The organism is Nonomuraea sp. NPDC050022 (assembly GCF_044460705.1).
In the GTDB taxonomy this organism is placed as follows: domain Bacteria; phylum Actinomycetota; class Actinomycetes; order Streptosporangiales; family Streptosporangiaceae; genus Nonomuraea.
In genome coordinates, this window is sequence record NZ_JBITKE010000001.1 from 281,464 (window position 1) to 308,056 (window position 26,593).

Here is a 26,593-nt window from a genome sequence, read left to right on the forward strand (position 1 = left end):
GCCTGACGCGCGCCTCCCCGCGTGTGCGCGGCTATGAGGCCAGTGGGGCCGCGTTGCGTCTGATGAGGCGGGTGGCGCGGCGCCAGCCGCGGCTGGGCAGGCCGAGCGTGATGAACGCCTCGGCCTGCAACGCCGAAACCCCGATCCGCGGCAGATCTCGGGCATTGGGGTAGACCACGAACCGCGGCTCCCAGATCGGCCGGAACTTGGCGTTGAACCGGTACAGCGACTCGATCTGGAACCAGTGCGACAGGAACACCAGCAGCCCGCGCCACGCCCGCAGCACCGGCCCGGCACCGAGCCGCTCGCCCCTGGCCAGCACCGCCCGGAACATGGCGAAGTTCAGTGAGACCTGCTTGATCGCCATCTCGGGCGCGGCCTGGAGGGTCTTGACGATCAGCAGCTCGTTCAGTCCGGGCTCGGCGTCGCGGTCCCTGCGCATCAGGTCGAGCGAGATGCCGTGCGGTCCCCACGGCACGAAGTGCAGCACGGCTCTGATCTCGCCGTCCTTGTGCGCGGTGGCCACCACGCAGTCGGCGTCTGCGGGGTCGCCGAAGCGGCCGAGTGCCATGGAGAAGCCGCGTTCGGTATCGGTGCCGCGCCAGGAGACGGCGGCCTGCTTGATCCGTTCCTTCTCGTCCCCGGTCAGGTCGGCGACCCGCTGGACGCGGCAGGTGTAGCCCCCGCGCTCGACCCTGTTGGCCATCTGGCGGACGTTGCGCATGGCCCGGCCCTCCAGCGTGAAGTCGGCGACCTCGACCACCGCCTCGTCGCCGAGCTCCAGCGCGGACATCCCGGTCCTGCGGGTCCACACCTCGCCGCCGACCTCGCCGCAGCCGATCACCGCGGGCACCCAGGCGTGCCGTCTGGCCTTGGCCATGAACCCGTCGATCGCCGCCGGCCACGCCTCGCGGTCGCCGATCGGATCGCCGCTGGCCAGCATGACGCCCGAGACGACCCGGTAGGCGATCGCGGCCTTGCCCGAGGGGGAGAAGAGCACGCTCTTGTCGCGGCGGAGCGCGAAGTAGCCGAGCGAGTCGCGCTGCCCGTGTCTGCCGAGCAGGTCGCGCAGCCGCCGCTCGTCGTCCTCGGTGAGCTCGGCGATCGGGCGTTCGGGCCGCAGCAGCAGGTAGAGCGAGGTGACCGCGGTCAGCGTGCCGAGCGCGATCAGCGAGAGGTAGACCAGGTCCGAGACGCGGTCGTCGGTGTAGGTGACCGGTCCCTCGACGCCCACCAGGCCGTACACGACATGCTGGAACCGGTCCAGCACGCTCGGGTCGCCGACGATGACCCTCGGGTGGGCGCTGACCAGCAGGTAGCCGAGGCCGAGGTCGAGGGCGCTGAGTCCGAGGAAGTTCCACAGCGCCCGCCAGCGGGTGCGGGGATCGGACAGTGCGGCGAACTCATGCCTGTTCAGCAGCAGCACCACGAAGACGACCAGGCTGAGCGTGGCCGTGACCAGGTGACGCAGGTGGACGAGCTCTATGGCCGCGCTCACCGGCAGCAGCACCACCATCGCCCGCCAGGCCCGCGCCTTCCGGCGGCGCAGCCCGTGCGCCAGCATCACCAGCAGGATGCCGACGATCAGGGCCGTCGCCCGCGCGAGTGTGGTGACGATGCCGGGCAGCAGGTCGGACCACTGGCCCATCCTCGTGCGACCGAATCCCGGGGCCACGGCCCTGATGATGTCGAGCAGACCGATCATCAGTGAGGCGTAGCCGGTGACTGTCGGCACCCATGGGCGCGCGAGCCTCTTCACAGCTCCATATTAGATTCGAGGCTCTATAACGGCCGTGTTAGCTCGCCGGTGGTGATCAGGTGGTTCCGGTCCGAGACCGGCTATCAGGTCGAAGGATCGAACCGGGGTCCGTGCCGACAGATTTGCCGCAGGGGCTTAACCCGATGCTTACGCCGCGCGGAGTAGGCCTATCGTGGAGGACGATATGGGACTGACCTCGGTGAAACTTCAATTTCTCGTGCTGGTGCTCGCGGTAGGGGCGCTGGTCGCGACCGTCTGGCTGTGGCCCCGGTTGAGCGGCCGCGGCTGGCCGGCCGTACTGGGCAGGGTGGGTGTGCTCGCGGGAGACCAGCTGTTAACGCTGGTGGCGCTCGCCCTGATCGGGAACTCGTACTTCGGCTTCTACGGCTCGTGGGACGACGTGCTCGGCACTGACACGGGATCGGCGCCCATCACGGTCGCGGGCGTCGGCGCGGGCATCAAGGTGCTGTCCCAGCGGGCCGTACGGGGTGGGCGGATCGAGCAGGTGATGATGCCGGGGCCGACCACGCACCTCAGCGAGGAGGCCTACATCTTCCTGCCCTCGGCCTACTACACCGACAAGCAGGCGCGCTTCCCCGCGATCCTGTCGCTGACCGGCTACCCGGGCGACCCGCGCAACCTCATGACCCGGCTCGACCTGCCTGGGCGGATGGCGAGCGCGATCGCCAAGCACCAGGTCAAGCCGACGATCCTGGTGATGATGCGGCCGAGTGTGGTGCTGCCGCGCGACACCGAGTGCGTCGACGTGCCGAACGGGCCGCAGGTGCAGGCGTACTTCGCCACTGATGTGCGGCGGGACATGATCGCCTCGTACCGGGTGGGGAGCGGGCGGGACTACTGGGGCGTGCTGGGCGGCTCGACCGGCGGCTACTGCGCGCTGAAGCTCACGATGACCCATCCGGACGCGTTCTCGGCGGCCGTGTCGCTCTCGGGCTACTACAAGACGATCATCGACGGCACCACCGGTGACCTGTTCGGCGGGGACAAGGCGGTCGAACAGCGCAATGACCTCATGTGGCGGCTGTCCAGCCTGCCCGCGCCGCCGGTCACCGTGCTGGTCACCAGCAGCAAGAAGGGCGAGAGCGACTATGGGTCGACGCAGCGGTTCTTGGCCGCGGTGAAGCCGCCGATGCAGGCGTCGTCGCTGATCCTGCCCAGCGGCGGGCACAACTTCAACACCTGGAACAGGGAGCTGCCACAGGCTCTGCCGTGGCTCGCTCAGCAGCTCCACGCCCCCGCCTCCGCCGCGTAGCGGCCCCTACCCGTTCTTACTCGTGGCCGGTTATGCAGGACGTGCCCGCGTCCGACTGGTCGAACAGGCAGCGGCCGTCCTTGTCCAGCGTGATCACTTTCTTGACCGACTTGAACTGCTTCAACGTGGCGGCGATCGTGTGCAGGGCGCGCGCGTCGCCGCCCACCCCGCTGCCCCACACCGTCCGGCAGAAGCGCAGCGTGGCCTTGCCGTCCTTGATCTTCAGCTTGAAGTCGGCGCCGCAGTCGGACGGTCCGCGGAGCCGTCCGGTCAGCTCGGAGCGCAGGCCCCTCCCGCGCTCCGCCTTGGTCGGGCCCGCGATCAGTTGCTCGATCGCGAACTTGGCGACGCCGCGATCGGGCGCCTTCCTGGTCACCGCGACCACCTTGCCGGGAATGCCGTCTCCCTTGGAGAAGTAGACCTTGACCTCGCCGGTCAGCTGCGCCGGGGAGAGGGCGAGCACGGTGGCCATCAGCAGTTCCATCATGACCGTTTGGACGCGTGGCCGGGAGCGGAGGTTCGCAGGAGGCGCAACGCCTTCTCCTGCTCGAAGTCCAGGGCGCGGCGCGGCGCCTGGATGCGCCCGATTCGCACCCCGAGATCGCGTACGGCACCCGCCACGGCGGGCTCGCTGAGCACCCGCAACGCGAACGCCAACTCGGCGGGCGAGATGTCGAAGCGCTTCTCCAGCTCGATCCCCTGAGCCACCGCCGCGAGCTCGTCCGCGCCGAACCTCCGATGCGCACCCTGCTCCCGGACCGGCGGCAGAAGGCCAAGAGCCTCCCGGTATCGGAGCATTCGCGGGGACATGCCGAGCCGCCTGGCCGCTTCAGTGATGCGCATCCTTACATTCTTACGTCAGCTTTCGGGTGGTAGAGATGCGACCTTGCTCGGACGGCACCTAAACTCATCGCGACAACTCCGTGATGCGAGGGGAAAACCCGATGGACTTCAAGGTCGCCGACCTTTCACTTGCCGACTTCGGCCGCAAGGAGATCCGGCTCGCCGAGCATGAGATGCCCGGCCTCATGGCGATCCGCCGTGAGTACGCAAGTACGCGACCCCTGTCCGGCGCGCGGATCATGGGCTCCCTGCACATGACGATCCAGACCGCCGTCCTCATCGAGACGCTGGTCGCGCTCGGCGCCGAGGTCCGCTGGGTCAGCTGCAACATCTTCTCCACCCAGGACCACGCCGCCGCCGCGGTCGTCGTCGGCCCCACAGGCACCGTCGAGGACCCCAAGGGCGTCCCGGTCTTCGCCTGGAAGGGCGAGACGCTGGAGGAGTACTGGTGGTGCACCGAGCAGGCGCTCACCTGGCCCGGCGGCGTGACCCCCAACATGATCCTCGACGACGGCGGCGACGCCACGCTCCTCGTCCACAAGGGCGCCGAGTATGAGAAGGCCGGGGCCGTCCCGTCCGCCACGGACGACGACCCGGAGGAGTGGCACGTCATCATCGACCTGCTCCAGCGCACGGTCGGCGACGACAAGCGGTGGACCGCGATCGCCGAGAGCATCAAGGGCGTGACCGAGGAGACCACGACCGGCGTGCACCGCCTCTACGAGATGCACAAGACCGGCTCGCTGCTGTTCCCGGCCATCAACGTCAACGACTCGGTGACCAAGTCCAAGTTCGACAACAAGTACGGCTGCCGCCACTCGGTGATCGACGGCCTCAACCGCGCCACCGACGTGCTGATCGGCGGCAAGGTGGCCGTGGTCTGCGGCTACGGCGACGTGGGCAAGGGCTGCGCCGACGCGCTGCGCGGCCAGGGCGCCCGCGTCATCGTGACCGAGATCGACCCGATCTGCGCGCTCCAGGCGGCCATGGACGGCTTCCAGGTCACCACGCTGGACGAGGTCGTCAGCCAGGCCGACATCTTCATCACCACGACCGGCAACTTCGACATCATCACCGCCGCGCACATGGCGAAGATGAAGCACCAGGCGATCGTCTCCAACATCGGTCACTTCGACAACGAGATCGACATGGCCGGCCTGGCCAAGCTGCCCGGCGTCGAGAAGCGCAACATCAAGCCGCAGGTGGACGAGTGGGTGTTCGCCGACGGCCACTCGATCATCGTCCTGGCCGAGGGCCGGCTGATGAACCTGGGCTGCGCCACCGGGCACCCGAGCTTCGTCATGTCCAACTCGTTCACCAACCAGGTGATCGCGCAGATCGAGCTGTTCGCGAAGACGGACGAATACCCGATCGGCGTCTACGTGCTGCCCAAGCACCTGGACGAGAAGGTCGCCCGCCTGCACCTGGACGCGCTGGGCGTGAAGCTCACCGAGCTGACCAAGGTCCAGGCCGAGTACATCGGCGTCCCGGTCGAGGGCCCGTACAAGCCCGACCACTATCGTTACTGATTTCTTTTAAGCCCGGCCACTGTCGGTGCTGATTTCTTTCTTTACGGCAGAGCACGGTGAGCGCCAACCCCGCACGGGGTTGGCGTCTGTCCAGGGGAACGCTCCTCCGGTGATGCGGGGCGGGGCGCCGTTAAGTGCGTCTTCTTGACCGTCTTCTTCGGGGAAGTGTGGGGTGGAGCGGTGGATCTTTCGGAGAGCGGAGAGCGGCATATCAATTGGGCCGCTCGGTCCATGCCTGTGTTGACCGCTGTGGGGTCGCGGTTCGCTGTGTCCCGGCCGCTCGACGGCTTGAAGATCGCCGCCTGCCTGCACGTCACCGCCGAGACCGCGGTGCTTATGGGGGCGTTGAAGGCCGGCGGGGCTGAGATCGCTCTTGCCGCCTCCAACCCCCTGTCCACGCAGGATGACGTCGCCCAGGCGTTGCGTGGGTACGGGATCGCCGTTCACGCGCGGGCCGGGGTGGATCGGGCCACCTACTACCGGCATATTCATCAGGCGCTCGATCTGGGGCCTGACCTTGTGCTGGACGACGGGTGTGATCTGGTCAACATCCTGCACACCGAGCGGACCGATCTCCTGGACGGGGTCTCCGGAGGTTGTGAGGAGACCACCACCGGGATCATCCGGTTGCGGCAGATGGCCGCCGAGAGCGCGTTGCGGTTTCCGGTCGTGGCCGTGAATGACACCCGGACCAAGCGGATGTTCGACAACCGCTACGGGACCGGGCAGTCCACGCTCGACGGGATCATGCGGGCCACCAACATGATGCTGGCCGGGCGGACCGTCGTGGTGGCCGGGTTCGGCTACTGCGGCCGGGGGGTCGCCGAACGGGCCAAGGGGCTGGGGGCGCGGGTGCTCGTCACCGAGATCGACGCCGTCAAGGCGCTGGACGCCACCCTTCAGGGGTATGAGGTGCGGCCCATGGCGGAGGCCGCCGTGGCCGGGGATCTGTTCATCACCGTCACCGGGAACCGGGACGTCATCCGGGGTGAGCATCTGGCCGTCATGAAGGACGGCGCCATTCTCGCCAATGCCGGGCATTTCGACATCGAGATCGACGTGCGGGCCCTGGACGAGCTGGCCGAGGAGGTCCACCGCGGGGTGCGGCCCAACACCGACGAGTACGTGCTGGCGGACGGGCGGCGGCTGCTGTTGCTGGCCGAAGGGCGGCTGGTCAATCTGACCGCGGCCGAGGGGCATCCGGCGGCCGTGATGGACATGTCGTTCTCGGCGCAGGCGCTGGCCGTCGCCTGGCTGGCCGAGGAGCGGGCGCGGCTGATGCCGGGCGTCTACGACGTACCCGAGGAGATCGACCACGAGGTGGCCAGGCTCAAGCTGGCCGCCGCCGGGATCGGGATCGACACGCTCACCGGCGAGCAGGAGGAATATCTGCATTCCTGGCGGGTCGGTTCCTAGGCCAACATTCCTGGCTGCCAGGGCACATTCCTGGGGGCGGCTGCTAGAGCAGTTGGCCCATCCGCCGGATTTCCGCCGCCTGGCTGACCGAGATGTCCTCGGCGATCTCCTGGACGCGCAGGTGTGAGCCCTGGGTGATGACCTCGGTCGACATGGTGATCGCGCCCTGGTGGTGGGCGGTCATCAGCTGGACGAACAGCTGGTCGAACGCCGGGCCCTTGGCGGCCTTGAGGCTCTCCATCTGCTCCGGCGTGGCCATGCCCGGCATGCCGTCATGGGCGGCGTGGTGCTCGGGCACCTGCTGGCCCTGAGCCTTCAGCCAGTCCGTCATCATGGCGATCTCCGGGCCCTGCACCTGGTTGATCCGCGACGCCAGGCGCTTCACTCCGTCGTTCGCCGATCGCGAGGGGGCCAGCAGGGCCATGTCGAGGGCCTGGCGGTGGTGGATGATCATGTTCTGCATGTAGCGGACGTCGGCCGCGTTGGCCTTCTGGGGTGGTACGGCGGTGGCGGCCTCGCTCGGGCTCAGCGTCCTGGCCTCCTCGCCGGGTCGTCCGGGAGCGATGACGGGCGCCGTCGCGTCGGCGGTCGGGGCGGGCGGGGCCGCGGAGGTGCCCCCCGAGCAGCCGGTGACGAGCAGGATGGCGCAGGTGCCGACGGTTAGTGCGTTGCGCACCTGACCTCCTTGACCGCGGGGAGTCGCGACGTCGCACTATAGACGCCTCTCCGACTCCAAGGAAATAGGGCAAGTCAGCAAATTTCTTGACACAGTGCTTGCTAGGCGAGAGCTGACAGTCCGGGTCAGAATTTTGTCATTTATGTGTGCCTTATGACCCGGAAGGAGCCCGAGGGTGCTGACCCTTCGCAGGACCCTGGTCGCGGCCGGAGCCGCCGTCGCGTTAGGACTGACGGCGCTGCCCGCCTTGGCCGCCGACATCCCGCCGGCCGACACCGTGGTGACCAGCCCGAACGTGACCCACGTGCTGAACATCCCCAAGCCGGCGCCGATCGCCGCCACCATCAACACCGACATCGCCTTCCAGGGTGACTACGCCTACGTGGGCAACTACGGCGGCTTCTCCATCTACGACATCCGGAACCCGAAGAAGGCCACGCCGGTCAGTTCGGTCGTGTGTCCTGGAAGCCAGATGGATGTCACCGTCTACGGCAATCTGCTCTTCACCGCCGTCGACTCCTCGCGCAGCGACGACTCCTGCAACAGCACGGCCCTGTCGGCGGATCACAAGGAGGCCTGGGAGGGCATCCGGATCTTCGACATCAGCGACAAGACCGCGCCCAAGTACATCAAGTCCGTCGAGACGAACTGCGGCTCGCACACGCTGACGCTGGTGCCGGGCAAGGGCTGGGACAAGAAGAAGAACGTCTACATCTACGTGCAGTCGTACAACCCGAACGCGACCTTCCCCGACTGCCTGCCGCCGCACGACAAGATCTCGATCGTCAAGGTGCCGCTGAAGGACCCGACCGCGGCGGCCGTCGCGGCCACCCCGGTCGTCTTCCCCGACGGCGGCAACGAGACCCAGCCGGGGCTGCTCATCCCGACGAGCGGTTGCCACGACATCACCGTGTACGCGGAGAAGGACATCGCGGCGGGCGCCTGCATGGGTGACGGCGTGCTGTTCGACATCTCCGACCGGCTGAACCCGAAGGTCACGGCCAGGACCACCGATCCGAACTTCGCCTTCTGGCACTCGGCGACGTTCAGCAACGACGCCAAGAAGGTCGTCTTCACCGACGAGCTCGGCGGTGGCGGCGCGGCCACCTGCAACGAAGCGACCGGGCCGAACCGCGGCGCCGACGCGATCTATGACATCTCGCACGGCCGGCTCGTCTTCAAGAGCTACTTCAAGATCCCGCGCTACCAGGCCGACAGCGAGAACTGCGTCGCGCACAACGGCTCGCTGATCCCGGTCAAGGGCAAGGACATCATGGTCCAGGCGTGGTACATGGGCGGCGTCTCGATCTGGGACTTCACCAACTCGGCCGCGCCGAAGGAGATCGGCTACTTCGAGCGCGGCCCCCGCGCCGACAACAGCGGTGGTGGCGTGTGGTCGGCGTACTACTACAACGGCTACATCTACGCCGCCGACTTCAACGAGGGCCTGGACGTCATCAAGATCAATGACCGGCTCACCGACGGCGCCGCACGGGTGCGCGCCGACCAGCTGAACGTCCAGACCCAGCAGTCCTACCGCGAGTGGGGCTGGGGTTACGACGACTGACCCCACCACCTGGCACTGATCCCGCCATCTGGCACTAAATCCGGCCACCTGGCACTGATCCGGCCACCCGGTACGGCGGAGCCCATCCGGCTCCGCCGTACCGGCGTAAGTCCTGAGACCTCCGTTGTACCGGCGGGGCCTCAGGACGTCCGGTGCGGGCCTCAGGACGTCCGGCAAACGTCTCAGGACGTCCGGCAGACGTCTCAGGACTTGCGGCAGAGGCTGATGGCGTCCGCGACGGCCGCCACGTCGGACCGGTCGTTGTAGTAGTGGAACGACATGCGCAGCAGGTCGCCGCGTGGCGCGGTCACGATGCGCCGCTCGGCCAGCCGGGCGGCCAGCCCCTGGGGGTCGTCGTCCGCTATCGCCACCTGCGGCCCGCGCGCGCCGGCCGGGCTCGCCACCCGCTCGCCCGCCGCCGCCAGCCGCTCGGCCAGCTCCTCGACGAGCGCCGACACATGATCCCGTACGGCCCGCGGGTCCACCCGCTCGATGAGGTCGAACCCGGCGTTGGCCGCGTAGGCCGACGGCACGGGCGGCGTGCCGGTCTCGAAGCGCCGCGCGTCCCCGGGGAAGTCCAGCAGCCGGGTGTCGAACGCGAACGGGTTCACCCGGCCGAACCAGCCCGTCAGCTCCGGGTCGCGCTGATGCTCCAGGCCGTCGCGCACGTAGAGGAACGCGATGCCGGGCAGGCCGAGCAGGTACTTCAGTGAGCCCGAGGTCAGATAGTCGCAGCCGAGCGCGCGCACGTCGATCGGGGTGACCCCGGTGGCCTGGTAGGCGTCCACGAACACTCGCGCCCCCTGCTCGTGCGCCAGCCGTACGACGTCCTCGGCGGGCAGGCGGGCGCCGTTGCGGTAAGTGATCAGCGGGACCGACACCAGGTTGACGCGTTCGTCCACCACCCGCGCGTACGCTCCGGCCTCGACGTACTCGCCCGTGTCCGCGGCCACCCGCACCTGGGCGCCGCGTCCGCCCTGGGCCAGCCAGACGTGCGCGATCGACGGGAACTCCAGGTCGTTGGTCACGATGCCGGAGCGGCTCGACCAGTCGAGCGACGAGGCGACCTGGAAGGCGGCCTCCGAAGCGCACGAGAGCACCGCGATCTCGCCGGGGGAGGCCCCGATGAGCCGGGCGAACCGCTCGCGGGCCCACTCGACCTCGGCCATCCACACGTCCCAGGGAGCGCCCTTGTCCCGCAGCGAGTAGCCGATCTCCTGCAGCGAGTACGCCAGCCGGGAGGACAGGGCGCCCTGGCTGCAAGTCGCCAGATGCACGGTGTCGGCCAGCGACGGAAACTCCGCCCGGAATTGGGCAGCGTTCAACATATGTAACATTCCGGGCCGCCTATCAGCCGCTTTTCCTTGAATTCAATAAACCTTCAATCACGCTACATCGATAGGATCGCCGGATGATTGGCACCAGAATTCGCGAGCTCCGGTCCGAACGTAATCTCACCGTGGCGCAGCTCGCGACTGCCTCGGGGGTGCCGAGCGCGTTGCTCAGCCAGGTCGAGCGCAATCGGGACGACCCCAGCCTGGAGACCCTGCGGAAGATCGCCAAGGCGTTGGGGCTGCCGCTGTTCAGCCTGTTCCAGGAGTCGGATCCGGCCCTCGTGGCGGTGATCCGCGCCGAGGCCCGGGTGCGGGTCAAGTCGCCGGCCGACGGGATCACCTACACGCGCGTGTCGCCGGGTCGCGGCCTGCTTGAGGTCCTGGAGGGGCACCTGCTGCCCGGTGGCTCGTCGGCCGCCGAGCCGTGGACGCATCCGTCGGAGGAGTGCGTGATGGTGCTGCGGGGGCGGCTCGTCGTCGAGGTCTCAGGCATCACCCATGAACTCGAGGCGGGCGACAGCTGCTATTTCGACTCCTCGCTGCCGCACCGCTATCTGAACACGGGCACCGAACCCACCGACTTCATCATTGCCGCGACGCCCCCTAGTTACTGATTTTTCCTGTCATAGTGATGCGGCTAGTGCCAACCCAAACCAGGAGGTCCTTCGTGGTGTCCAGATTCGGCCGCGCCTTGATTGTGGCGGGAGCGGCGTTGCTGGTGCTGCCGGTGCTACCGGCCCAGGCGTCGGACGACGTCAAGGCCAGCGCCAACGTCAAGCTCGTCGCCAACGTCCCGAAACAGGGGCCGTTCAAGGACTCCGAAGCCTACGACACCGACCTGGCCTTCCAGGGTGACTACGCCTACCAGGGCAATTACCACGGCTTCACGATCTACGACATCAAGAACCCGGCCAAGCCGGCGGTCGTCAGCCGCGTCAGCTGCCCCGCCGCCCAGAACGACGTCTCGGTCCAGGGCGACCTGCTCTTCCTGTCGGTGGACGAGTCGATGACCAATGACTCCTGCAAGGCCGACGCCGAGACGCCCAGCGTGAAGTCGGCGTGGGAGGGCATCCGGATCTTCGACATCAGCGACAAGAAGCGGCCCAAGTACATCAAGTCCATCGAGACCGCCTGCGGCTCGCACACGCACACGCTCGTGCCCGACAAGACGCGGCCGGGCAAGAAGAGCACGGCCGTCTACCTGTACGTCTCGTCGTACGGGCCCGCCAAGTCCTACCCCGACTGCAAGCCGCCGCACGACCGGATCTCGATCGTCAAGGTGCCGCTCGGCAAGCCCACCTCCGCCAAGGTCGTCGCGCGCCCGGTGCTCTTCCCTGACGGCGGCAACGAGAAGCAGGAGGACCTGCTCGCCCCGACCACCGGTTGTCACGACATCACCGTGTTCCCGGCCAAGGACCTGGCCGCGGGCGCCTGCATGGGCGACGGCGTGCTCATGGACATCTCCGACAGGGAGCACCCCAAGGTCACGGCCAGGGTCACCGACGAGAACTTCGCGTTCTGGCACTCGGCGACGTTCAACAACACCGGTACCAAGGTCGTCTTCACCGACGAGCTGGGCGGGGGTGTCATGGCCGCCTGCAACACGACGGTCGGTCCCCAGCGGGGCGCGGACGCGGTCTATGACATCACCGATGGCCAGCTCGGGTTCAAGAGCTACTACAAGATCCCGCGCAACCAGACCGGGGACGAGAACTGCGTGGCGCACAACGGCTCGCTGATCCCGGTCGCGGGCCGCGACATCATGGTCCAGGCGTGGTACCAGGGCGGCGTGTCGATCTGGGACTTCACCGACTCCTCGGCGCCCGCGGAGATCGGCTACTTCGACCGCGGCCCGCTCAAGCCCCAGAACCTCGGCGGCTCCTGGTCGGCCTACTACTACAACGGCCACATCTACAGCAGCGACATCCAGAAGGGCCTGGACGTGCTGACCATCACCGACCAGCGGACCGACCCGGCCGCCACGAAGCGGCTGAAGGTCCTCAACACCCAGACCCAGTACGCCTACTGACCCGCCCGGTTACTGGGGCGGCACGAACCCACCCGGAGTCGCCTGCGGCGACTCCGGCGCACTCGGCGCCTGCGGCTGGTAAGGCTGTGCGGGCTGCGGCTGGTAAGGCTGTCCGGCCTGAGGTTGGTACGGCTGGGCGGCCTGAGGCTGGTACTGCTGAGCGGGCGGCGTCGTCGGCGGATAGGGCGCTTGGTACCCCGGCGGAGGCGGCGCCTGGTACGCCCCCGGTTGCGCGAAAGGCCCCGGTTGGGGGAAAGGTCCAGGTTGCACCGGGGGAGCCATGCCGTTGCGCTGAGCCAGCCGTACCTGGTCGCGCCTGCGACGTTCGGCCAGGACGGCGCTCAGGTAGGCGTGCGGCGGCACCCCGGACGGCGCGGCGGGTGAGACGAACGCCGCCACCTGAGCCGCGATGCGCATCCCCACCTCGTGCTGGATCTGCGGCGACAGGTCGTGCCAGCGGGAGACGTACTGCCGGGCGGCCGTCGCGACCTCCTCTGGCAGTTGGGAGAGCTCCAGCGTCGCGGCCCAGGCGGCCAGCGGCGGCGGCATCATGATCAGGTGCCCGTCGGATCGCGGCCCGCGCTCCGAGATCACGATCGTGCCCGCGAAGATGTCGCCCAGCCGCTTGCCCCGCTGGGAGACCAGCGAGGAGATCAACGCCGGCGCCCCGGAGAACATCCAGAACTCCACCAGCCCGGCCAGCCCGCGGAACAGCGCCTGCCGGAACCGTTCGGGGCTCCCGTCGTCGCTGACCACCCGCAGCCCGAGCGCCAGCTTGCCGAGGCTCCGCCCCCTGCTCACCGTCTCGAAGATGACCGGGTAGCCCACGATCACCAGCACGAGCAGCACGATCGACACGGCCGCGAACAGCGCCGTGTCGGTGACCAGGAAGAACGCTTGCAAGGCAACGTACGTGGCGATCAGGACGGTCATCTGGACCGCCATGTCGATGATGAGCGCCAAGGCGCGGGACGGCATCTGGGCCACCCGTACCTCGACGACGACGGCGTCACCGGTCACAACCTCTGACATACGTGGAGCCTAACGGCATTGACTCGATGGATGACCGGCCACAATGGTCGGGTGGACATCGATGCGTTCGTCACCGTACACCGCCCGGTATGGGACAGATTGGAGCACTTGGTCAAACACCGCTCCTCCCTGACCGGTCCCGAGGTCGACGAGCTGGTCGACCTCTACCAGCGGGTGTCCACGCATCTGTCGATCGTCCGTTCGTCCTCCGCGGACGCGATGCTGACCGGCCGCCTGTCCGCGCTGGTGGCCAGGGCGCGGTCGGCGGTGACCGGCGCGCACACGCCCGCCTGGCGGGAGTTCGTCAGGTTCGTCACCGTGTCGTTCCCGGTGGTGGCCTACCGGGCCCGGTGGTGGTGGCTGGCCACGTCGCTGGCGTTCATCGCCGTCTCGTGGGTGCTCGGCGCGTGGGTGGCGAGCAATCCCCAGGTGCAGACCTCGATCGCCTCGCCCGATGAGATCACGCAGCTCGTCGAGCACGACTTCGCCGACTACTACTCGGAGAACCCGGCCGCCTCCTTCGCCGGACACGTGTGGATCAACAACGCGTGGGTCTCGGCGCAGGTCATCATCTACGCGATCCTCCTGGGCCTGCCGATTCCGGTGCTGCTCTGGTCGAACGCCGCCAACCTCGGCGTCTCCGCCGGGCTGATGGCCTCCCGTGGCAAGCTGGACATCTTCTTCGGCCTGATCACCCCGCACGGCCTGCTGGAGCTGACCGCGGTCTTCCTGGCGGCGGCCGTCGGCATGCGGCTGGGCTGGACGGTCATCGACCCCGGGCCGCGCAAGCGGGTCGAGGCGCTGGCCGAGCAGGGCCGGGCGGTGGTCAGCGTGGCGCTCGGGCTGGTCGGGGTGCTGTTCGTGTCGGGGCTCATCGAGGCGTTCGTCACGCCGTCCGGGCTGCCGACCCCGGTGCGGGTGGGCATCGGGGTGCTCGCCGAAGGGGCCTTTCTCGCGTACGTGATCGTCTTCGGCAGACGGGCGCTGCGCCAGAACGAGACCGGCGACCTCGAACGCGCCCCGGACGTCGCACCCAGCGCCTGACCTTGTTTACAGGCGGCCGGCGGCCTTCAGCGCCAGGTACGCGTCCGCCAGGGCCGGGGCGATGTCCTCCGGGGGCGCGTCCACCACCTCGACGCCGTGGCGGCGCAGCCGGGCGGTGATGCGCCGCCGCCCCAGCTGCGTGTGCTCGGCCGCCGCCGCGTCGTACACCTGCTCGGCCGTGTCCTTCTGGGCCGCCATCGCCGCCACGCGCGGATCGGAGACGCCCGCGACCAGCACCAGGTGGCGCGCGGACAGCTGCGGCAGCACCGGCATCAGCCCCTCTTCGAGCGCGGCCGAGTTGAGGTCGGTGAGCAGCACGACCAGGCAGCGCCGCTTGGCCCGGGACAGGACCGCCGCGACCATGCCCTGCGAGTCGGCCTCGATCAGCTCCGCCTCGATCGGTGCCATCGCGTTGACCAGCGACGACAGCAGCTCGGTGCGGGAGGCGCCGGCCACCCAGGCGCGTACGGCCCGGTCGTAGGCGAGGAAGTCCACCTGGTCGCCCGCCTTGGCGGCCAGCGCGGCGAGCAGCAGGGCGGCGTCCATCGACCAGTCGAGCCGGGGCCAGCCCGGCACCGGCCGGGGCTCCGGCCGGACCAGCAGCCCGCCGGCGCCCGCCGCGGCGCCGGCCATCGGCGTCGGGGCGTCGCCCACTCGGCCCGCGGAGGTGCGGCCGGTGTCGAGCACGATCAGCACCCGCCGGTCGCGTTCCGGACGCCAGGTGCGGACGACCACGTCGTGGCGGCGCGCGGTGGCCCGCCAATCGATGGAGCGTACGTCGTCGCCCACCACGTACTCGCGCAGCGAGTCGAACTCGGTGCCCTGCCCGCGTACCAGGGCCGGGTGCTGGCCGTCGAGCTCGCGGAGCCTGGCCAGCCGGGAGGGCAGGTGCTTGCGCGACAGGAACGGCGGCAGCACGCGCACCGACCACGGCGCCCGGTGGGTGCCCTGACGGGCGGCCAGGCCGAGCGGCCCGAGCGAGCGCACGGTGAGCGCCACGGACTCGCGGTCGCCGCGCCTGGTCGGGGTGAGCGTCACGACGAGCTTGCGGCGCTCTCCGGCGGGCACGTCGAGCCGCTGGGAGCGCGGTGAGGCGCCCGCGGAGGGCGGCCAGGCGTCGCGCAGCAGACCGCGTACGCGCCTGCCGCCTGGGTTCTCCACCACCAGCTCGACCGTCGCCTGGCCGCCGAGCCGGACCAGCCGGTCGCCCGAGCGGTGGAAGCGCAGCGGGCGGACCGCGCCCGCGAACACCAGGTCCACGATGATCGCGGCGGCCAGCAGCAGGCAGACGCCCGCGACCGCGGGTCCCGGATCGGGCGCCAGCAGCACGACCACGATGCCGATCGCCGCCACCAGCCCGGCGCGTCCCGTCAGAGCCATCAGCGCGGGACCGGGACCGAGGCCAGGATGCCGTCGAGCAGGCCGTCGGAGGTCGCGCCCTCCAGCTCGGCCTCGGGCCGCAGCTGGATCCGGTGCCGCAGCGCGGGCCTGGCCAGCGCCTTGACGTCGTCGGGCGTGACGTAGGCACGGCCCGACAGCCACGCCCAGGCCCGCGAGGCGGCCAGGAGCGCGGTCGCGCCACGCGGCGAGACGCCGAGCTGGAGCGAAGGAGAGTTCCTGGTGGCCCGGGACACGTCCACGATGTAGCCGAGCACCTCGGGCGCCACGTGTACCTTCGAGACCGCCTCGCGGCCCGCTTCGAGGTCCTGGGCGGTGGCGACGGGCTTGATCTCGGACAGGTCGCGCGGGTCGAAGCCGCGCGCGTGCCGTTCGAGGACCATGATCTCCTGGTCGCGCGGTGGCAGCGGCACGGTCAGCTTGAGCTGGAACCGGTCGAGCTGCGCCTCCGGCAGCTGGTAGGTGCCCTCGTACTCGATCGGGTTCTGCGTCGCGCACACCACGAACGGGTCGGGCAGCTTGCGCGCGTCGCCCTCCACGCTGACCTGCCGCTCCTCCATAGCCTCCAGCAGCGCGGCCTGGGTCTTCGGCGGGGTGCGGTTGATCTCGTCGGCCAGCAGCAGGTTGGTGAACACCGGCCCCTCTCGGAACTCGAACCGCGCCGTCTTCGCGTCGTAGATCAGCGAGCCGGTCACGTCGCCCGGCATCAGGTCGGGCGTGAACTGCACCCGCTTGAAGTCCAGCGACAGCGCGGCGGACAAGGTGCGGACCATGAGCGTCTTGGCCACGCCCGGCACGCCTTCGAGCAGCACGTGCCCCCTGCACAGCAACGCGATGACCAACCCGGTCACCACGGCGTCCTGGCCCACCACGGCCTTGGACACCTCGGCGCGCAGCGCGCTGAGCGCGTCCCTGGCCGCGTCACCGCCGGGCACGTGGGCGGTCTCCTCAATGTTCACTGACGGTCCTCTCGATGACGTCCAAGTAGCGTGCCAGGCCGACGAGCCCGGCGTCGTCGGCGGGGGGCGGGCCGTACAACGCGGCGCCGACCTCCTGCGGGTCCTGGCCGGTCCGTACGGCGATGGCGGCCACCAGCTCATGCCGGCCCGAGCCGGAGCCGAGGCCGAGCCGGGGAGTGAGCCGGTCGATCGTGCCCGCTCTGAGCGAGTCGGCCGCCCTGCCCCTGGCCCGCCTGGCTCGGTAGAGCCGCCCGCGCCCCTCGACCGTCTCCGCGGCCCGCACCACGACGGGCAGCCGCTCGGTCACGACCGGCCCCAGCCGCCGGCCCCGCCAGAACGCCACCAGCGCCACCGTGATGACCGACATCAGCACGGCCCAGGGGATGCCCGCGGGCATCAGTTCGTAGATGGACTGACCGGCCTCGCCGGGCAGCTCGCCCACCGGCGGCGTCTCCGGCGCCACCAGCCAGGTCACGGCCTTGGCCGAGCCCAGCAGGTTGAGGGCGAGCGCGGCGTTGCCGTCCTCGGCCAGGCGCTGGTTGGTCATGAACTCGCCACTGCCCAGGACCGTCGTGGTGCCGCCCGCGTTGGGGTAGCTGACCAGCGTCGATCCGTCGCCCGCCGGGTAGCAGCCGATGGTGCCCGACGGTCCGGTGAACGCGCTGCCGCCGATGAACGCGCTGCCCGCGGCCTTGGCGGCGGGCAATGAGCACTCCGGCTCGCGGGAGCGCTCGCGGGCGCCGCCCCGCTCCGGCCGTACGCCGGGGGCCAGCTCGTCGAGGTCGAAGACGCTGCCGACGATCACCCGGTCGCCCTGGATCGCGGCCAGCTCGCGGGTGTTGGCGTAGGTCGCGTCAGTGATCAGCAGCAGCCGGTCGCCCGGCGCGGCGCCGTTCGCCTTCGCGGCGGCCGCCCCTGAGGAGCCGACCCGGTCGACGGTGACACCGCGGTCGCGCAGCAGCTCGGCCAGCGCCATCGAGCCCGACAGCGAGGAGTCGGCGGGGTCCAGATGGCGGGCCGGGCGGGAGCCCGGTTTGAGCAGCACGCTCAAGACCGCGGCGAGCACGATGAGCGCGCCGAGCAGGACGATCATCCGGCTCGCCCGCCAGGTCGAGCGCACGGTCGGGGCGGTGGAGTAGGACTCGCCGGTCTCCTGGGGGCGCATGTCGAGGCTCATGGGGTCCTCCCGACCGACGGGACCGGCCTGGCGCTCATGGGGTCCTCCCGGCCAGTGGGACCGGCCTGGCCTGGCGGAGCCGCTCGTCGAGCCCGCTCATGGCGGTGTACGCCTCCCGGGTGCCCGGCACGTCGCCGTAGGTCACGTCGTCGAACGAGCGGGCGGCGGCCGTCAGTTCCGCGGCGAAGGCGGGCAGCGCCTGGCCCGCCTCGGCGGCCAGTTCGTCGGCCGTGCGTCCGGGCAGCCCGTCGACCAGGGCCCGCTCCTCCAGGTCGCGGGCGATGGCGCGCAGCCGTTCCTGGATCGCCTCGGTCCATCGGCTCTCGGCGGCCAGCCGTTCGGCCGCCTGGCGGTGCTCGGCGGCGGTCATCCTCCGCTCGCCGAACAGGCCGTCCGCCGCCGTCGCGTTCGCCCGCGAGGTCTTGCGGAGCTGCCATACGACCAGCGCGATGACCCCGCCGATGATCAGTACGATCACGACGGCGGAGATGATGCCGCCGGTCGTGCCGCCCCCCGTGGCCGCGTCCATGAGATCGCCGACGAACTGGGTGAAGCGCCGGTACGCCTGGTCCAGCAGTGATTCCTTCTCGTATCCGGGCTTGAGGAGCTCATCCGCGGCCCTGCGCGCGGCCTCCCCCCTGTCGATCGGCGTCACGGCCTGGCGGAGTTGGACGGGTGCCAGAGCTCGTCGGCTGAGGCGTGCACCCAGCCCTGACGCTGCTGCTCGATCGCCGCCGTCTGCAGCACCAGGTCGAACGCCTCGCTGCGCATCCGCCGGTCGGCGTAGAGGAGACCCGAGACGCCCGCCTCGAACGGATAGGTGATCATCGCGCCGAGCGTGCCGCCGATGGTGATCAGCACCGTGGACAGGACGGTGGCGCCCGCCGACTCGCCGAGCAGGCCGAAGAGGGTGCCGGCGATGGTGAAGGGCACCTCCAGGATGCCCGCGACGAGCCCGACCAGCAGCGAGGTGAGCAGCAGGATGCCGAGCACCCGCCAGAAGTCGCCGGTCACGAGGTTCCAGGAGCGCCGCAGGGCGTCGACGGGGCCCCTTCCCTCCAGCACCACGGCCGGGGCCGCGAGCGCGAAGCGGGTCCGGAAGTACAGCACGTAGGCGATGTACAGGATGAGCAGCAGCCCGGTGATCACGAGCACGCCGCCGGCCGCGGCGGGCGAGTCGTCGCCCGTGCCGGTCGCGATGACCGCGACGATGATCAGCGCGATGACGACCAGCGGGACCAGCATGATGACGGCCATCAGCCCCACCACGCCGAACAGCGCCGGGACGCGGCCCTTGGTCAGCTGCCACGCCTCTCCGGCGGAGATCTTGCCGCCGAACACGGCGCGGCCGAGTATCCGCATCAGCACGCCGGTCAGGAGGGTCACCACGACGAAGCTGACCGCGTAGGAGACGATCGCGCCGCCGTACTGGGCGATGAACCCGCCGTACAGGCCGCTCACGTCCGCCTGCTCCGCCGAGGACGGATCGTTCAGCACGCCGCGCATGGTGTCGAAGGCGAACACCTGCCCGATCGCGATCGGGACGGCCCCGAGCAGCGCGGCGACCGCCGAGAGGCCCAGCACGGCCTTGGGGTTGGACCGGATCAGTTTGATCGTTCCGTCGAGGATGTCGCCCAGCCCCAGCGGCCGTAGCGGTATGATCCCCGGGCGCAGTGCGGGCGGATGCGGCATGTAGCCGTAGCCGGGCGGCGGCTGCTGATAGGGCGGTTGCGGACCAGAACCGGGTGGCGGCTGCTGCGGCTGTTGGTGCTCGAAGCCGGGGGCGGTCCACGGCGAGGTCTGCGGGGCGCCGTAGGGAGGGGGCTGTTCTGGAGCCCAGCCTGGTGGCGTCTCGGGCGAGGGACCGTGACCGTCTGACATATCCCAATCCTGGCATGGTGGGCGGGGCATTGGTGTCGTGCGTACGATTCGCCGGCGCAACTTGCCCGCATTCCAGGGCGTTCCGGCTCAAGGATCTCATCGAAGGATGGCCGAAAGTCGTTCCGTTACCGCAGACTGAGATTGCGGTCGCGGATGCAAGTCTAAAACTCGTCTTTTGCGGGTCTCATGTCCCACGCATGGGCCAACTAAGGGTAACCTTCAGCGATCGTGCGGGTATGTCCCAGAATGCGTAGAACGAATGAGGGGCCATGAAAGGTCGCGTGCTGGTCGTCGATGACGACGCCGCTCTCGCCGAGATGCTGGGCATCGTGTTGCGCGGCGAAGGCTTCGAGCCATCCTTTGTCTCAGACGGCGACAAAGCCCTCGACGCTTTCCGGGACACGCGCCCGGACCTGGTGTTGCTCGACCTGATGCTGCCGGGGGCCGACGGCATCGACGTGGCGCGCAGGATCAGGGCGGAGTCGGGGGTGCCCATCGTCATGCTCACCGCCAAGAGCGACACGATCGACGTCGTGCTCGGTCTGGAGTCGGGGGCCGACGACTACATCGTCAAGCCGTTCAAGCCGAAGGAGCTCGTGGCCAGGGTGCGGGCGCGGCTGCGCCGTACCGACGAGCCAACTCCGGAGATCCTGCAGATCGGCGACATCACCATCGACGTGGCCGGTCACTCGGTCAAGCGCGGCGAGGAGACCATCAACCTGACGCCGCTCGAGTTCGACCTGCTCGTCGCGCTGGCCCGCAAGCCGCGCCAGGTCTTCACCCGTGAGGTCCTGCTGGAGCAGGTCTGGGGCTACCGGCACGCGGCCGACACGCGCCTGGTCAACGTGCACGTTCAGCGGCTCCGGGCGAAGATCGAGAAAGACCCCGAGCACCCCGAGATCGTGGTCACGGTCCGTGGTGTGGGCTACAAAGCCGGGCCGGCCTGACCGGCGCCCAACTCTGCCATGCCCCCGACCAGCCAGAAACGACTCCGTCGCCGTACTCTCCGCCAGATTCTCGGCGGGGTCCGGCGGCGGACCCGGCGTGCGGCGGGCAGGGCACGGAGCGTATGGCGACGCTCGCTCCAGCTCCAGGTGGTCACCAGCACGCTGGTGATCTCCGTGACCGTGGTGGTCGTGCTCGGCGTCTTCCTGTCCGACCAGATCAACCGGTCGGTCATCGAGAGCCGCCAGCAGTCCTCGGCCACCGAGGCGTTCGCCGACCGCGTGCAGATCGCCGACGCGCTCAGCCAGAAGCCCGACGACCAGGCCAAGTCGACCTCCGACACCAGCGGCAACGCGCCCGCCGACCCGCTCGACGAGGTGATGGACACCATCACCGGCTCCGGCGAGAACGGTTCCAAGAAGCGCTACGAGGTGCTGGTGCTCAACACCACCAACCCCGGCAGATCGCGCGCCTCGGGCAACGTCACACCCGAGGACGTGCCGCTGGCACTGCAGCAGGCCCTGCGGCGCGACGAGCGGAAGTTCGACTTCGACAAGCCGTACCGCTTCACCGCGCCGATCACGTTCACCGGGGCGAGTCAGCCCACGCCCACGCTGGTCATCGCCGGCGTGGTCAGCCTCCTCAACGGCGAGATCTACGAGGTCTACCACTTCTTCCCGATCAGCGAGGAAGAGCGGATGCTGTCCAACGTCCGGCTCGCCATCGCCGTGGTGGGCCTGGGCCTGGTGGTGCTGCTGGCCGCCATCGCCTACCTGGTCGCCCGGCAGGTGGTCAGCCCGGTCCGGCTGGCCCGCGAGGCGGCCGAGCGCCTGGCAGCGGGCAAGCTCGACGAGCGGCTCAAGGTACGCGGTGAGGACGACCTGGCCCGCCTGGCCACCTCGTTCAACGAGATGGCCGTCAACCTGGCGCTGAAGATCCACCAGCTGGAGGAGCTGTCCCAGGTCCAGCGGCAGTTCGTGTCCGACGTCTCCCACGAGCTGCGTACCCCGCTGACCACCGTGCGGATGGCCGCCGACCTGCTCTACGACGCCCGCGAGGACTTCGACCCGATGGCCGCCCGCTCGGCCGAGCTCATGCAGGCCCAGCTGGAGCGGTTCGAGTCGATGCTGGCCGACCTGCTGGAGATCAGCCGCTACGACGCGGGCGCCGCCACGCTCGACCTCGACCCGGTCGACGTACGTGACGTGGTGCTGCGCGCGATCGGCGACTCCGAGGCGCTGGCCGAGCGCCACACCACCCGCTTCGAGCTGCGGCTGCCCAACGAGCCGTGCATGGCGGAGATCGACAACCGGCGGGTCGAGCGCATCCTGCGCAACCTGCTGTTCAACGCCATCGAGCACGGCGAGGGCAGGGACGTCGTGGTGACGGTGGGCGCCGACCGGGACGCGGTGGCGGTCGCCGTACGAGACCACGGGATCGGCCTGAAGGCGGGCGAGGACACCATGGTGTTCGACCGGTTCTGGCGCGCCGACCCGTCACGGGCGCGGACCATCGGCGGCACCGGGCTGGGCTTGGCCATCTCGCGCGAGGACGCCTCGCTGCACGGCGGCTGGCTGCAGGCGTGGGGGCAGCAGGGGGAGGGCTCGCAGTTCCGGCTGACCCTGCCTCGCGTGGCCGGGACCGACCTGAAGGGGTCGCCGCTGTCGCTGGTGCCACCGGAGATCGAGATGCGGCGTACGTGGCGCGGGCAGATGACGCCGGTGCTGCTGCCCGCCTCGGCGGACGGGGCCGGTTATGACGAGGACTAGTCCTTTCAGGCGGCTCGGCGTCGCTGTAGCCGTCGTCGCGGCTCTCCTCTGGAGCTCGGCCTGCGCGGTGATCCCCGTGGGCGGCCCGTTCCCGGTCGGCGAGGCCGATGGCGGCGACCCGATGAACAAGCCGTTCCAGCGCATGGTCGCCATCCCGCCGCAGGCCGGCTGGTCGCCGGAGCAGGTGGTGACGGGCCTGCAGGCCGCCATGGCCGCCTACGCCGACGATCCGGAGATCCTGGCGAAGTATCTGACCCCCGAGGCGCGGCAGGCGTGGAAGCCCGGCGGTCCGGTGACGGTGCTCGACAACCTGGTGAAGTACGACGTGGAGGGGAAGATCGGCGACAAGGAGATCACCGTCTCCCTGTCCGGAACCCAGGTCGCCCGCATCGAGAACGACGACACCTACGTGCCCACCTCCGTGGGGGTCGACAGGAAGTTCACGCTGGTCAAGGACCAGCAGGGCGACTATCGGGTCAAGTCGCTGGTCGGCGGCCTCCTGCTCACCGAGGCGGACGTCACCCGCGCGTACCGGCCGACGAACCTCTACTACCTGAACGGCACGCCCGGCAGCGGCGGCGCCAACTCGGACATGCTCGTCGTCGACCGGGTCCGGCTGCGGCTCAAGCCCACCGAGAGCTTCGCCAAGACGATCATCGAACGGCTGCTCAAGGGCCCGAGCAAGGCGCTGCAGGGCGCCGTGGAGAACGTCTTCCCGCACGGCACGCGGGTCGAGTCCGTACGCGCCGGGGACGACCGCGTGGTGATCAACCTCAGCGGTCCCATCGACTCGGGCGACATCTTCACCAGGGGACTCCAGGCCCAGCTCAGATGGAGCCTGACCAGCAACAACGTGGCCAACGGCCGGTACATCGAGGTGCAACTGGACGGCGAGCCGTTCTACTCCTCGGAGCCCCTGACCATCCCGCCCAACATCAGCGACCCCTGGCTGGGCACCTCCTCGAACGCCGCCTACTACACCAGCAAGGGCGCCGTCTACGCGATGGCCACCGAAGGCCCCGGCCGGCCCGTGGCCGGACCCGCCGGTCAGGCGAACAACCAGTACTCGGCCTTCGCCGTGGCGGTCGGCGGTTTCTCCGTCGGCCAGGGCGCCGATCTCATCGCCGCCAAGTCGAGCGCGGGCGGCATCTGGGTGACCACGGCCGCGGCGGACGGCCGCTGGCAGCAGTGGATCCAGGGGGCCAGCGCGGATCTCACGGCGCCTTCCTGGCATCGGGATGGCACCCTATGGACGTACGACCGCCGGAACGGCGCCGTGCTGCGATGCAATCCGGGCGCCGGGCGCGGGCCCGAACGGATTGCCGCGCCCAGCCTCGACGGGTTCGACGTCACGCGGCTGCGGATCGCCAGGGACGGCGTGCGGGTGGCGGTGACGATCGGCCAGCACGAGATCCGGGTCGGCGCCATCACAGGAAGCGGCGCCGCCGTCATGCTCGGAAATTTCCAGACATTGAGTACGGTCGACGACGAGAAGATCCGGGACCTGGCCTGGCGCGACGGCGAGCACCTGGTGGTGCTGTCGCAGAGCAAGGCCGGGCCGGTGGTCAAGGAGATCAACGTGGGCGACGGCACGATCACCAAGCTGCCGTCGGACACGCGGCTGCGGGCGCTGGCCGCGCAGGGTGAGCGGATCCTGGCGGGGACCGAGAAGAAGAACGAGATCCTGGAGTCCAACCTGGACAAGCAGAACTGGACCTCCAAGATCGCCGCAGACGCCGACACCCCGCTGTTCCCCCTGGGCTGACCGGACGGCGATCCGCCACTCGTGTGGGGGCATTCCCGGGCCGAAACTGTCGGGGTCGGCGGGCATGCTGGTCCTCGTGTTCGCCGCTCTCGCCGCTCTCGCCGACCTCGCTGACCTGGCCCTTCCGCAGTGCTGTCTGGGTTGCGGCACCAGGGGCCCGCGTCTGTGCCAGACCTGTCTGGACCCCGTCCCGGCCCGCCGCATGCCGAGACCCGCTCCCCACGGTCTCCCCGAGTGCTGGTCAGCCGCCGACTACACGGGGGCCGTGCGCGAGGCGATCGTCGCCTACAAGGAGCGCGGCCAGACCACGCTGGCCCGTCCCCTGGCGACGGCCCTGGCCTTCACCGCCTGCCACGCCCTGGCATACACCGCCGGTCACGCTGTGGCGGACAGGCCCGCCACACCTGTGGCCGTGGCGGTCGTCCCCGTGCCCAGCGCCCGTCGAGCTCTCCGGGCGAGGGGCCACGACCCGGTCGGCAGGCTGGCGGCGTTGGCCGTGCGGCAACTGGCGGCGTTCGGTCACCGGGCGGAGCTGTGGCCCGCGCTCGGACAGGCGCGTCAGGTTGGCGACCAGGCGGGCCTGAGCGCCACGCAGCGGGCCGCCAACCTCGCCGCCTCACTTCGGGTCACCCCCGCCGCGCAGGCCCGCCCAGCGGCCTCTGTGCTGCTCGTGGACGACATTGTGACCACGGGCTCCACACTGGCCGAAGCCGCCAGGACACTCCGGGTGCACGGCGTCGACGTCCTACTGGCGGTGACCGTGGCCGCGACACGCCGAAGATCTTGCAATCCATTACGGTCACACTGAGTAAAGGGAGATCATTTTTCCGCTCTCACCTGGACGCCACATGTGCCTACCCGCTGGGCAGCGGTGGGGCAGCTCAGACCTCCGTAAGGGAGGGGATATGTGGCCCGGCGTACGCAAAAAGCGGCATCCGTCACGTGAGTCACATCGGAGGAAAATCACAGAAAGTGATCGTTTGACCGATCCCTAGGCTGACATTCGTCTCCGATGCGGATAGCGTTCTGACATGGCACCCGTTCGGGTCCGTGGTTGCGCAGGGCCGGGAGTCCCGGCTCTGCTAGCCGATGCCAGCCGCAGGCAAAACGGTCCACGTAAGGCGACTCTTTGTCGACCGATCACGGTGCGGCTTAGGGGTAAGTCCTGCCTTCCCGGGGGTCCAGATGTCCCCCGTCAGGAGAGAAGGGCAGTAGTGGCATCAGAGCCGCGAAATCCTCAGCAGGCGGATGTGGGGTCGAAGACCAGGTCGGCCGGGCGGGTGCCACCCGAGAACCCGGTGACGGAACGTCGGAAGAGGGTAACGGTGACAGCAGAGAGGCAGACGGAAGACCCCGCCCGGCAAGCACGTCGTCGGGCGCTCTTTCTCAGTCGTTAGACGAAGGGGGGCTGTTGCATGGACATCATCGTCAAGGGCCGGCACACAGGAGTGAGTGATCGGTTCCGAGACCAGGTGGAGACCAAGCTGGCCAGGATCGAGCGTCTGGACAACAAGCTCATTCGAGTTGATGTGGAGGTGTCGAAGGAGCGCAATCCGCGCATCGCCAGTCAGCGAGAGCGCGTCGAGCTGACCATTCACTCTCGAGGACCCGCCATTCGCGCGGAGGCTTCCGCCGACGATCGATTCGCCGCCCTGGACATGGCGCTGGACAAACTGGAAGGCCGCCTCAGGCGCCTGTCCGACCGGCGCAAGGTGCACCACGGCAACCACGCCCCGCCCTCCGTCGCGGAGATCACCGCGACGCTGCCCGAAGCCGCCGACCTGGCGCCACCGCGCAAGGCCGAGGTCGTACCGGAGTTCGACGAAGAAGAAGAGCTCCCCGACGACAAGCAGTATGACGACATCGTCCCCATCGAGATGGACGGCGACGGGCCGCTCATCGTACGAGAGAAGCACCACAAAGCGGAACCCATGACCATCGACCAGGCTCTCCTCGAGATGGAGCTGGTCGGCCACGACTTCTATCTGTTCCGTGACAAGGAGAGTGGCCAGCCGTGTGTCGTTTACAACCGGCGCGGCTACAACTATGGCGTACTTCGGCTCGTAGAGCCGTGACACAGCGCTAAAAGATCTTCTCGACCACCCTAGGACCGCGTGAGACATGCCATCATTGGCGGTCCAACGGCTCTGGCCCCCCGACGAGGAGGAGACGTGAGCGAGCTCAGTCAGGTCATGAG

Annotated in this window: 23 protein-coding genes; 12 read left to right on the top strand and 11 right to left on the bottom strand. The window is 69.3% G+C overall.

Annotation, left to right across the window (positions count from 1 at the left end; translation table 11 throughout):
• Positions 1-31: 31 nt before the first annotated feature.
• The gene (locus tag ACIBO2_RS01290; protein ID WP_397294747.1) at positions 32-1,759 is read right to left on the bottom strand and encodes a phosphatidylglycerol lysyltransferase domain-containing protein; all 1,728 of its coding nucleotides are present in this window, start codon (positions 1,757-1,759) and stop codon (positions 32-34) included.
• A 184-nt stretch (positions 1,760-1,943) separates the two neighbouring features.
• Between ACIBO2_RS01290 and ACIBO2_RS01295 the strand changes: the two genes are divergently transcribed.
• Complete coding sequence (locus ACIBO2_RS01295) at positions 1,944-3,032, top strand: alpha/beta hydrolase (protein ID WP_397294749.1); 1,089 nt, start codon at positions 1,944-1,946, stop codon at positions 3,030-3,032.
• Between the two features lie 16 nt (positions 3,033-3,048).
• On the opposite strand, the gene ACIBO2_RS01300 is transcribed toward ACIBO2_RS01295, so the two are convergent.
• Together ACIBO2_RS01300 and ACIBO2_RS01305 are read right to left on the bottom strand one after the other, a co-directional pair.
• Complete coding sequence (locus ACIBO2_RS01300) at positions 3,049-3,519, bottom strand: GerMN domain-containing protein (protein ID WP_358550824.1); 471 nt, start codon at positions 3,517-3,519, stop codon at positions 3,049-3,051.
• Positions 3,516-3,875 carry a MerR family DNA-binding transcriptional regulator gene (locus tag ACIBO2_RS01305; RefSeq protein WP_358550826.1) on the bottom strand — a complete coding sequence of 120 codons (360 nt, stop codon included), beginning with the start codon at positions 3,873-3,875 and terminating at the stop codon, positions 3,516-3,518. Before ACIBO2_RS01305 ends, ACIBO2_RS01300 begins: the two co-directional genes overlap by 4 nt.
• Before the next feature lie 101 nt (positions 3,876-3,976).
• On the opposite strand from ACIBO2_RS01305, the gene ahcY reads away from it, so the two are divergent.
• Both ahcY and ACIBO2_RS01315 read left to right on the top strand, forming a co-directional pair.
• Entirely contained in the window at positions 3,977-5,404 is a 1,428-nt protein-coding gene (ahcY, locus tag ACIBO2_RS01310; protein ID WP_358550828.1) for an adenosylhomocysteinase, read from the top strand.
• Between the two features lie 180 nt (positions 5,405-5,584).
• Positions 5,585-6,820, top strand: a complete 1,236-nt coding sequence (locus tag ACIBO2_RS01315; RefSeq protein WP_358550830.1) for an adenosylhomocysteinase — start codon at positions 5,585-5,587, stop codon at positions 6,818-6,820.
• Positions 6,821-6,863: 43 nt separating this feature from the next.
• On the opposite strand, the gene ACIBO2_RS01320 is transcribed toward ACIBO2_RS01315, so the two are convergent.
• Positions 6,864-7,496 (bottom strand): DUF305 domain-containing protein, encoded by a 633-nt coding sequence (locus tag ACIBO2_RS01320; protein ID WP_358550832.1) that lies wholly within the window; start codon positions 7,494-7,496, stop codon positions 6,864-6,866.
• Positions 7,497-7,671: 175 nt separating this feature from the next.
• Between ACIBO2_RS01320 and ACIBO2_RS01325 the strand changes: the two genes are divergently transcribed.
• A complete protein-coding gene (locus ACIBO2_RS01325) occupies positions 7,672-9,063 on the top strand; it encodes a hypothetical protein (RefSeq protein WP_358550834.1) in 1,392 nt (463 codons plus the stop codon).
• A 203-nt stretch (positions 9,064-9,266) separates the two neighbouring features.
• Here the strand turns inward: ACIBO2_RS01325 and ACIBO2_RS01330 are convergent, their stop codons facing one another.
• Positions 9,267-10,391, bottom strand: coding sequence for an aminotransferase class V-fold PLP-dependent enzyme (locus ACIBO2_RS01330; protein ID WP_358550836.1), 1,125 nt, complete (start codon positions 10,389-10,391; stop codon positions 9,267-9,269).
• 83 nt (positions 10,392-10,474) lie between these two features.
• Here ACIBO2_RS01330 and ACIBO2_RS01335 point away from each other — a divergent pair, with 83 nt between their 5' ends.
• Positions 10,475-11,011: an XRE family transcriptional regulator gene (locus ACIBO2_RS01335; RefSeq protein ID WP_358550838.1), complete on the top strand. Its 537-nt coding sequence runs from the start codon at positions 10,475-10,477 to the stop codon at positions 11,009-11,011.
• A gap of 17 nt (positions 11,012-11,028) precedes the next feature.
• Positions 11,029-12,426: an LVIVD repeat-containing protein gene (locus tag ACIBO2_RS01340; protein ID WP_397294753.1), complete on the top strand. Its 1,398-nt coding sequence runs from the start codon at positions 11,029-11,031 to the stop codon at positions 12,424-12,426.
• A gap of 9 nt (positions 12,427-12,435) precedes the next feature.
• On the opposite strand, the gene ACIBO2_RS01345 is transcribed toward ACIBO2_RS01340, so the two are convergent.
• Positions 12,436-13,458 (bottom strand): RDD family protein, encoded by a 1,023-nt coding sequence (locus ACIBO2_RS01345; RefSeq protein ID WP_397294755.1) that lies wholly within the window; start codon positions 13,456-13,458, stop codon positions 12,436-12,438.
• 51 nt (positions 13,459-13,509) lie between these two features.
• On the opposite strand from ACIBO2_RS01345, the gene ACIBO2_RS01350 reads away from it, so the two are divergent.
• The gene (locus tag ACIBO2_RS01350) at positions 13,510-14,502 is read left to right on the top strand and encodes a stage II sporulation protein M (RefSeq protein ID WP_358550844.1); all 993 of its coding nucleotides are present in this window, start codon (positions 13,510-13,512) and stop codon (positions 14,500-14,502) included.
• A gap of 6 nt (positions 14,503-14,508) precedes the next feature.
• Here ACIBO2_RS01350 and ACIBO2_RS01355 read toward each other — a convergent pair whose 3' ends face one another.
• From ACIBO2_RS01355 to ACIBO2_RS01375, 5 genes are read right to left on the bottom strand one after another with little or no spacing between them, the layout of a single operon-like run.
• Positions 14,509-15,882: a DUF58 domain-containing protein gene (locus tag ACIBO2_RS01355; protein ID WP_358550846.1), complete on the bottom strand. Its 1,374-nt coding sequence runs from the start codon at positions 15,880-15,882 to the stop codon at positions 14,509-14,511.
• On the bottom strand, positions 15,882-16,859 hold the full coding sequence (locus ACIBO2_RS01360; RefSeq protein ID WP_357949082.1) for a MoxR family ATPase: 978 nt from the start codon (positions 16,857-16,859) through the stop codon (positions 15,882-15,884). Before ACIBO2_RS01360 ends, ACIBO2_RS01355 begins: the two co-directional genes overlap by 1 nt.
• Positions 16,849-18,036 (bottom strand): DUF4350 domain-containing protein, encoded by a 1,188-nt coding sequence (locus ACIBO2_RS01365; protein ID WP_397294758.1) that lies wholly within the window; start codon positions 18,034-18,036, stop codon positions 16,849-16,851. Before ACIBO2_RS01365 ends, ACIBO2_RS01360 begins: the two co-directional genes overlap by 11 nt.
• A 34-nt stretch (positions 18,037-18,070) precedes the next feature.
• On the bottom strand, positions 18,071-18,691 hold the full coding sequence (locus ACIBO2_RS01370; RefSeq protein WP_397294760.1) for a DUF4129 domain-containing protein: 621 nt from the start codon (positions 18,689-18,691) through the stop codon (positions 18,071-18,073).
• Positions 18,688-19,917 (bottom strand): glycerophosphoryl diester phosphodiesterase membrane domain-containing protein, encoded by a 1,230-nt coding sequence (locus ACIBO2_RS01375; RefSeq protein ID WP_358550850.1) that lies wholly within the window; start codon positions 19,915-19,917, stop codon positions 18,688-18,690. Before ACIBO2_RS01375 ends, ACIBO2_RS01370 begins: the two co-directional genes overlap by 4 nt.
• Positions 19,918-20,186: 269 nt before the next feature.
• On the opposite strand from ACIBO2_RS01375, the gene mtrA reads away from it, so the two are divergent.
• The 5 genes from mtrA (at position 20,187) to hpf (ending at position 26,471) form a co-directional block, all read left to right on the top strand.
• Positions 20,187-20,864, top strand: a complete 678-nt coding sequence (mtrA, locus tag ACIBO2_RS01380; protein WP_043620615.1) for an MtrAB system response regulator MtrA — start codon at positions 20,187-20,189, stop codon at positions 20,862-20,864.
• A gap of 18 nt (positions 20,865-20,882) precedes the next feature.
• Positions 20,883-22,631, top strand: a complete 1,749-nt coding sequence (mtrB, locus tag ACIBO2_RS01385) for an MtrAB system histidine kinase MtrB (protein WP_358550852.1) — start codon at positions 20,883-20,885, stop codon at positions 22,629-22,631.
• Positions 22,618-24,396 (top strand): LpqB family beta-propeller domain-containing protein, encoded by a 1,779-nt coding sequence (locus ACIBO2_RS01390; RefSeq protein WP_358550854.1) that lies wholly within the window; start codon positions 22,618-22,620, stop codon positions 24,394-24,396. Before mtrB ends, ACIBO2_RS01390 begins: the two co-directional genes overlap by 14 nt.
• 64 nt (positions 24,397-24,460) lie before the next feature.
• The gene (locus tag ACIBO2_RS01395; protein WP_397294763.1) at positions 24,461-25,204 is read left to right on the top strand and encodes a ComF family protein; all 744 of its coding nucleotides are present in this window, start codon (positions 24,461-24,463) and stop codon (positions 25,202-25,204) included.
• A gap of 607 nt (positions 25,205-25,811) precedes the next feature.
• A complete protein-coding gene (hpf, locus tag ACIBO2_RS01400) occupies positions 25,812-26,471 on the top strand; it encodes a ribosome hibernation-promoting factor, HPF/YfiA family (RefSeq protein ID WP_357949102.1) in 660 nt (219 codons plus the stop codon).
• Positions 26,472-26,593 lie beyond the last annotated feature (122 nt).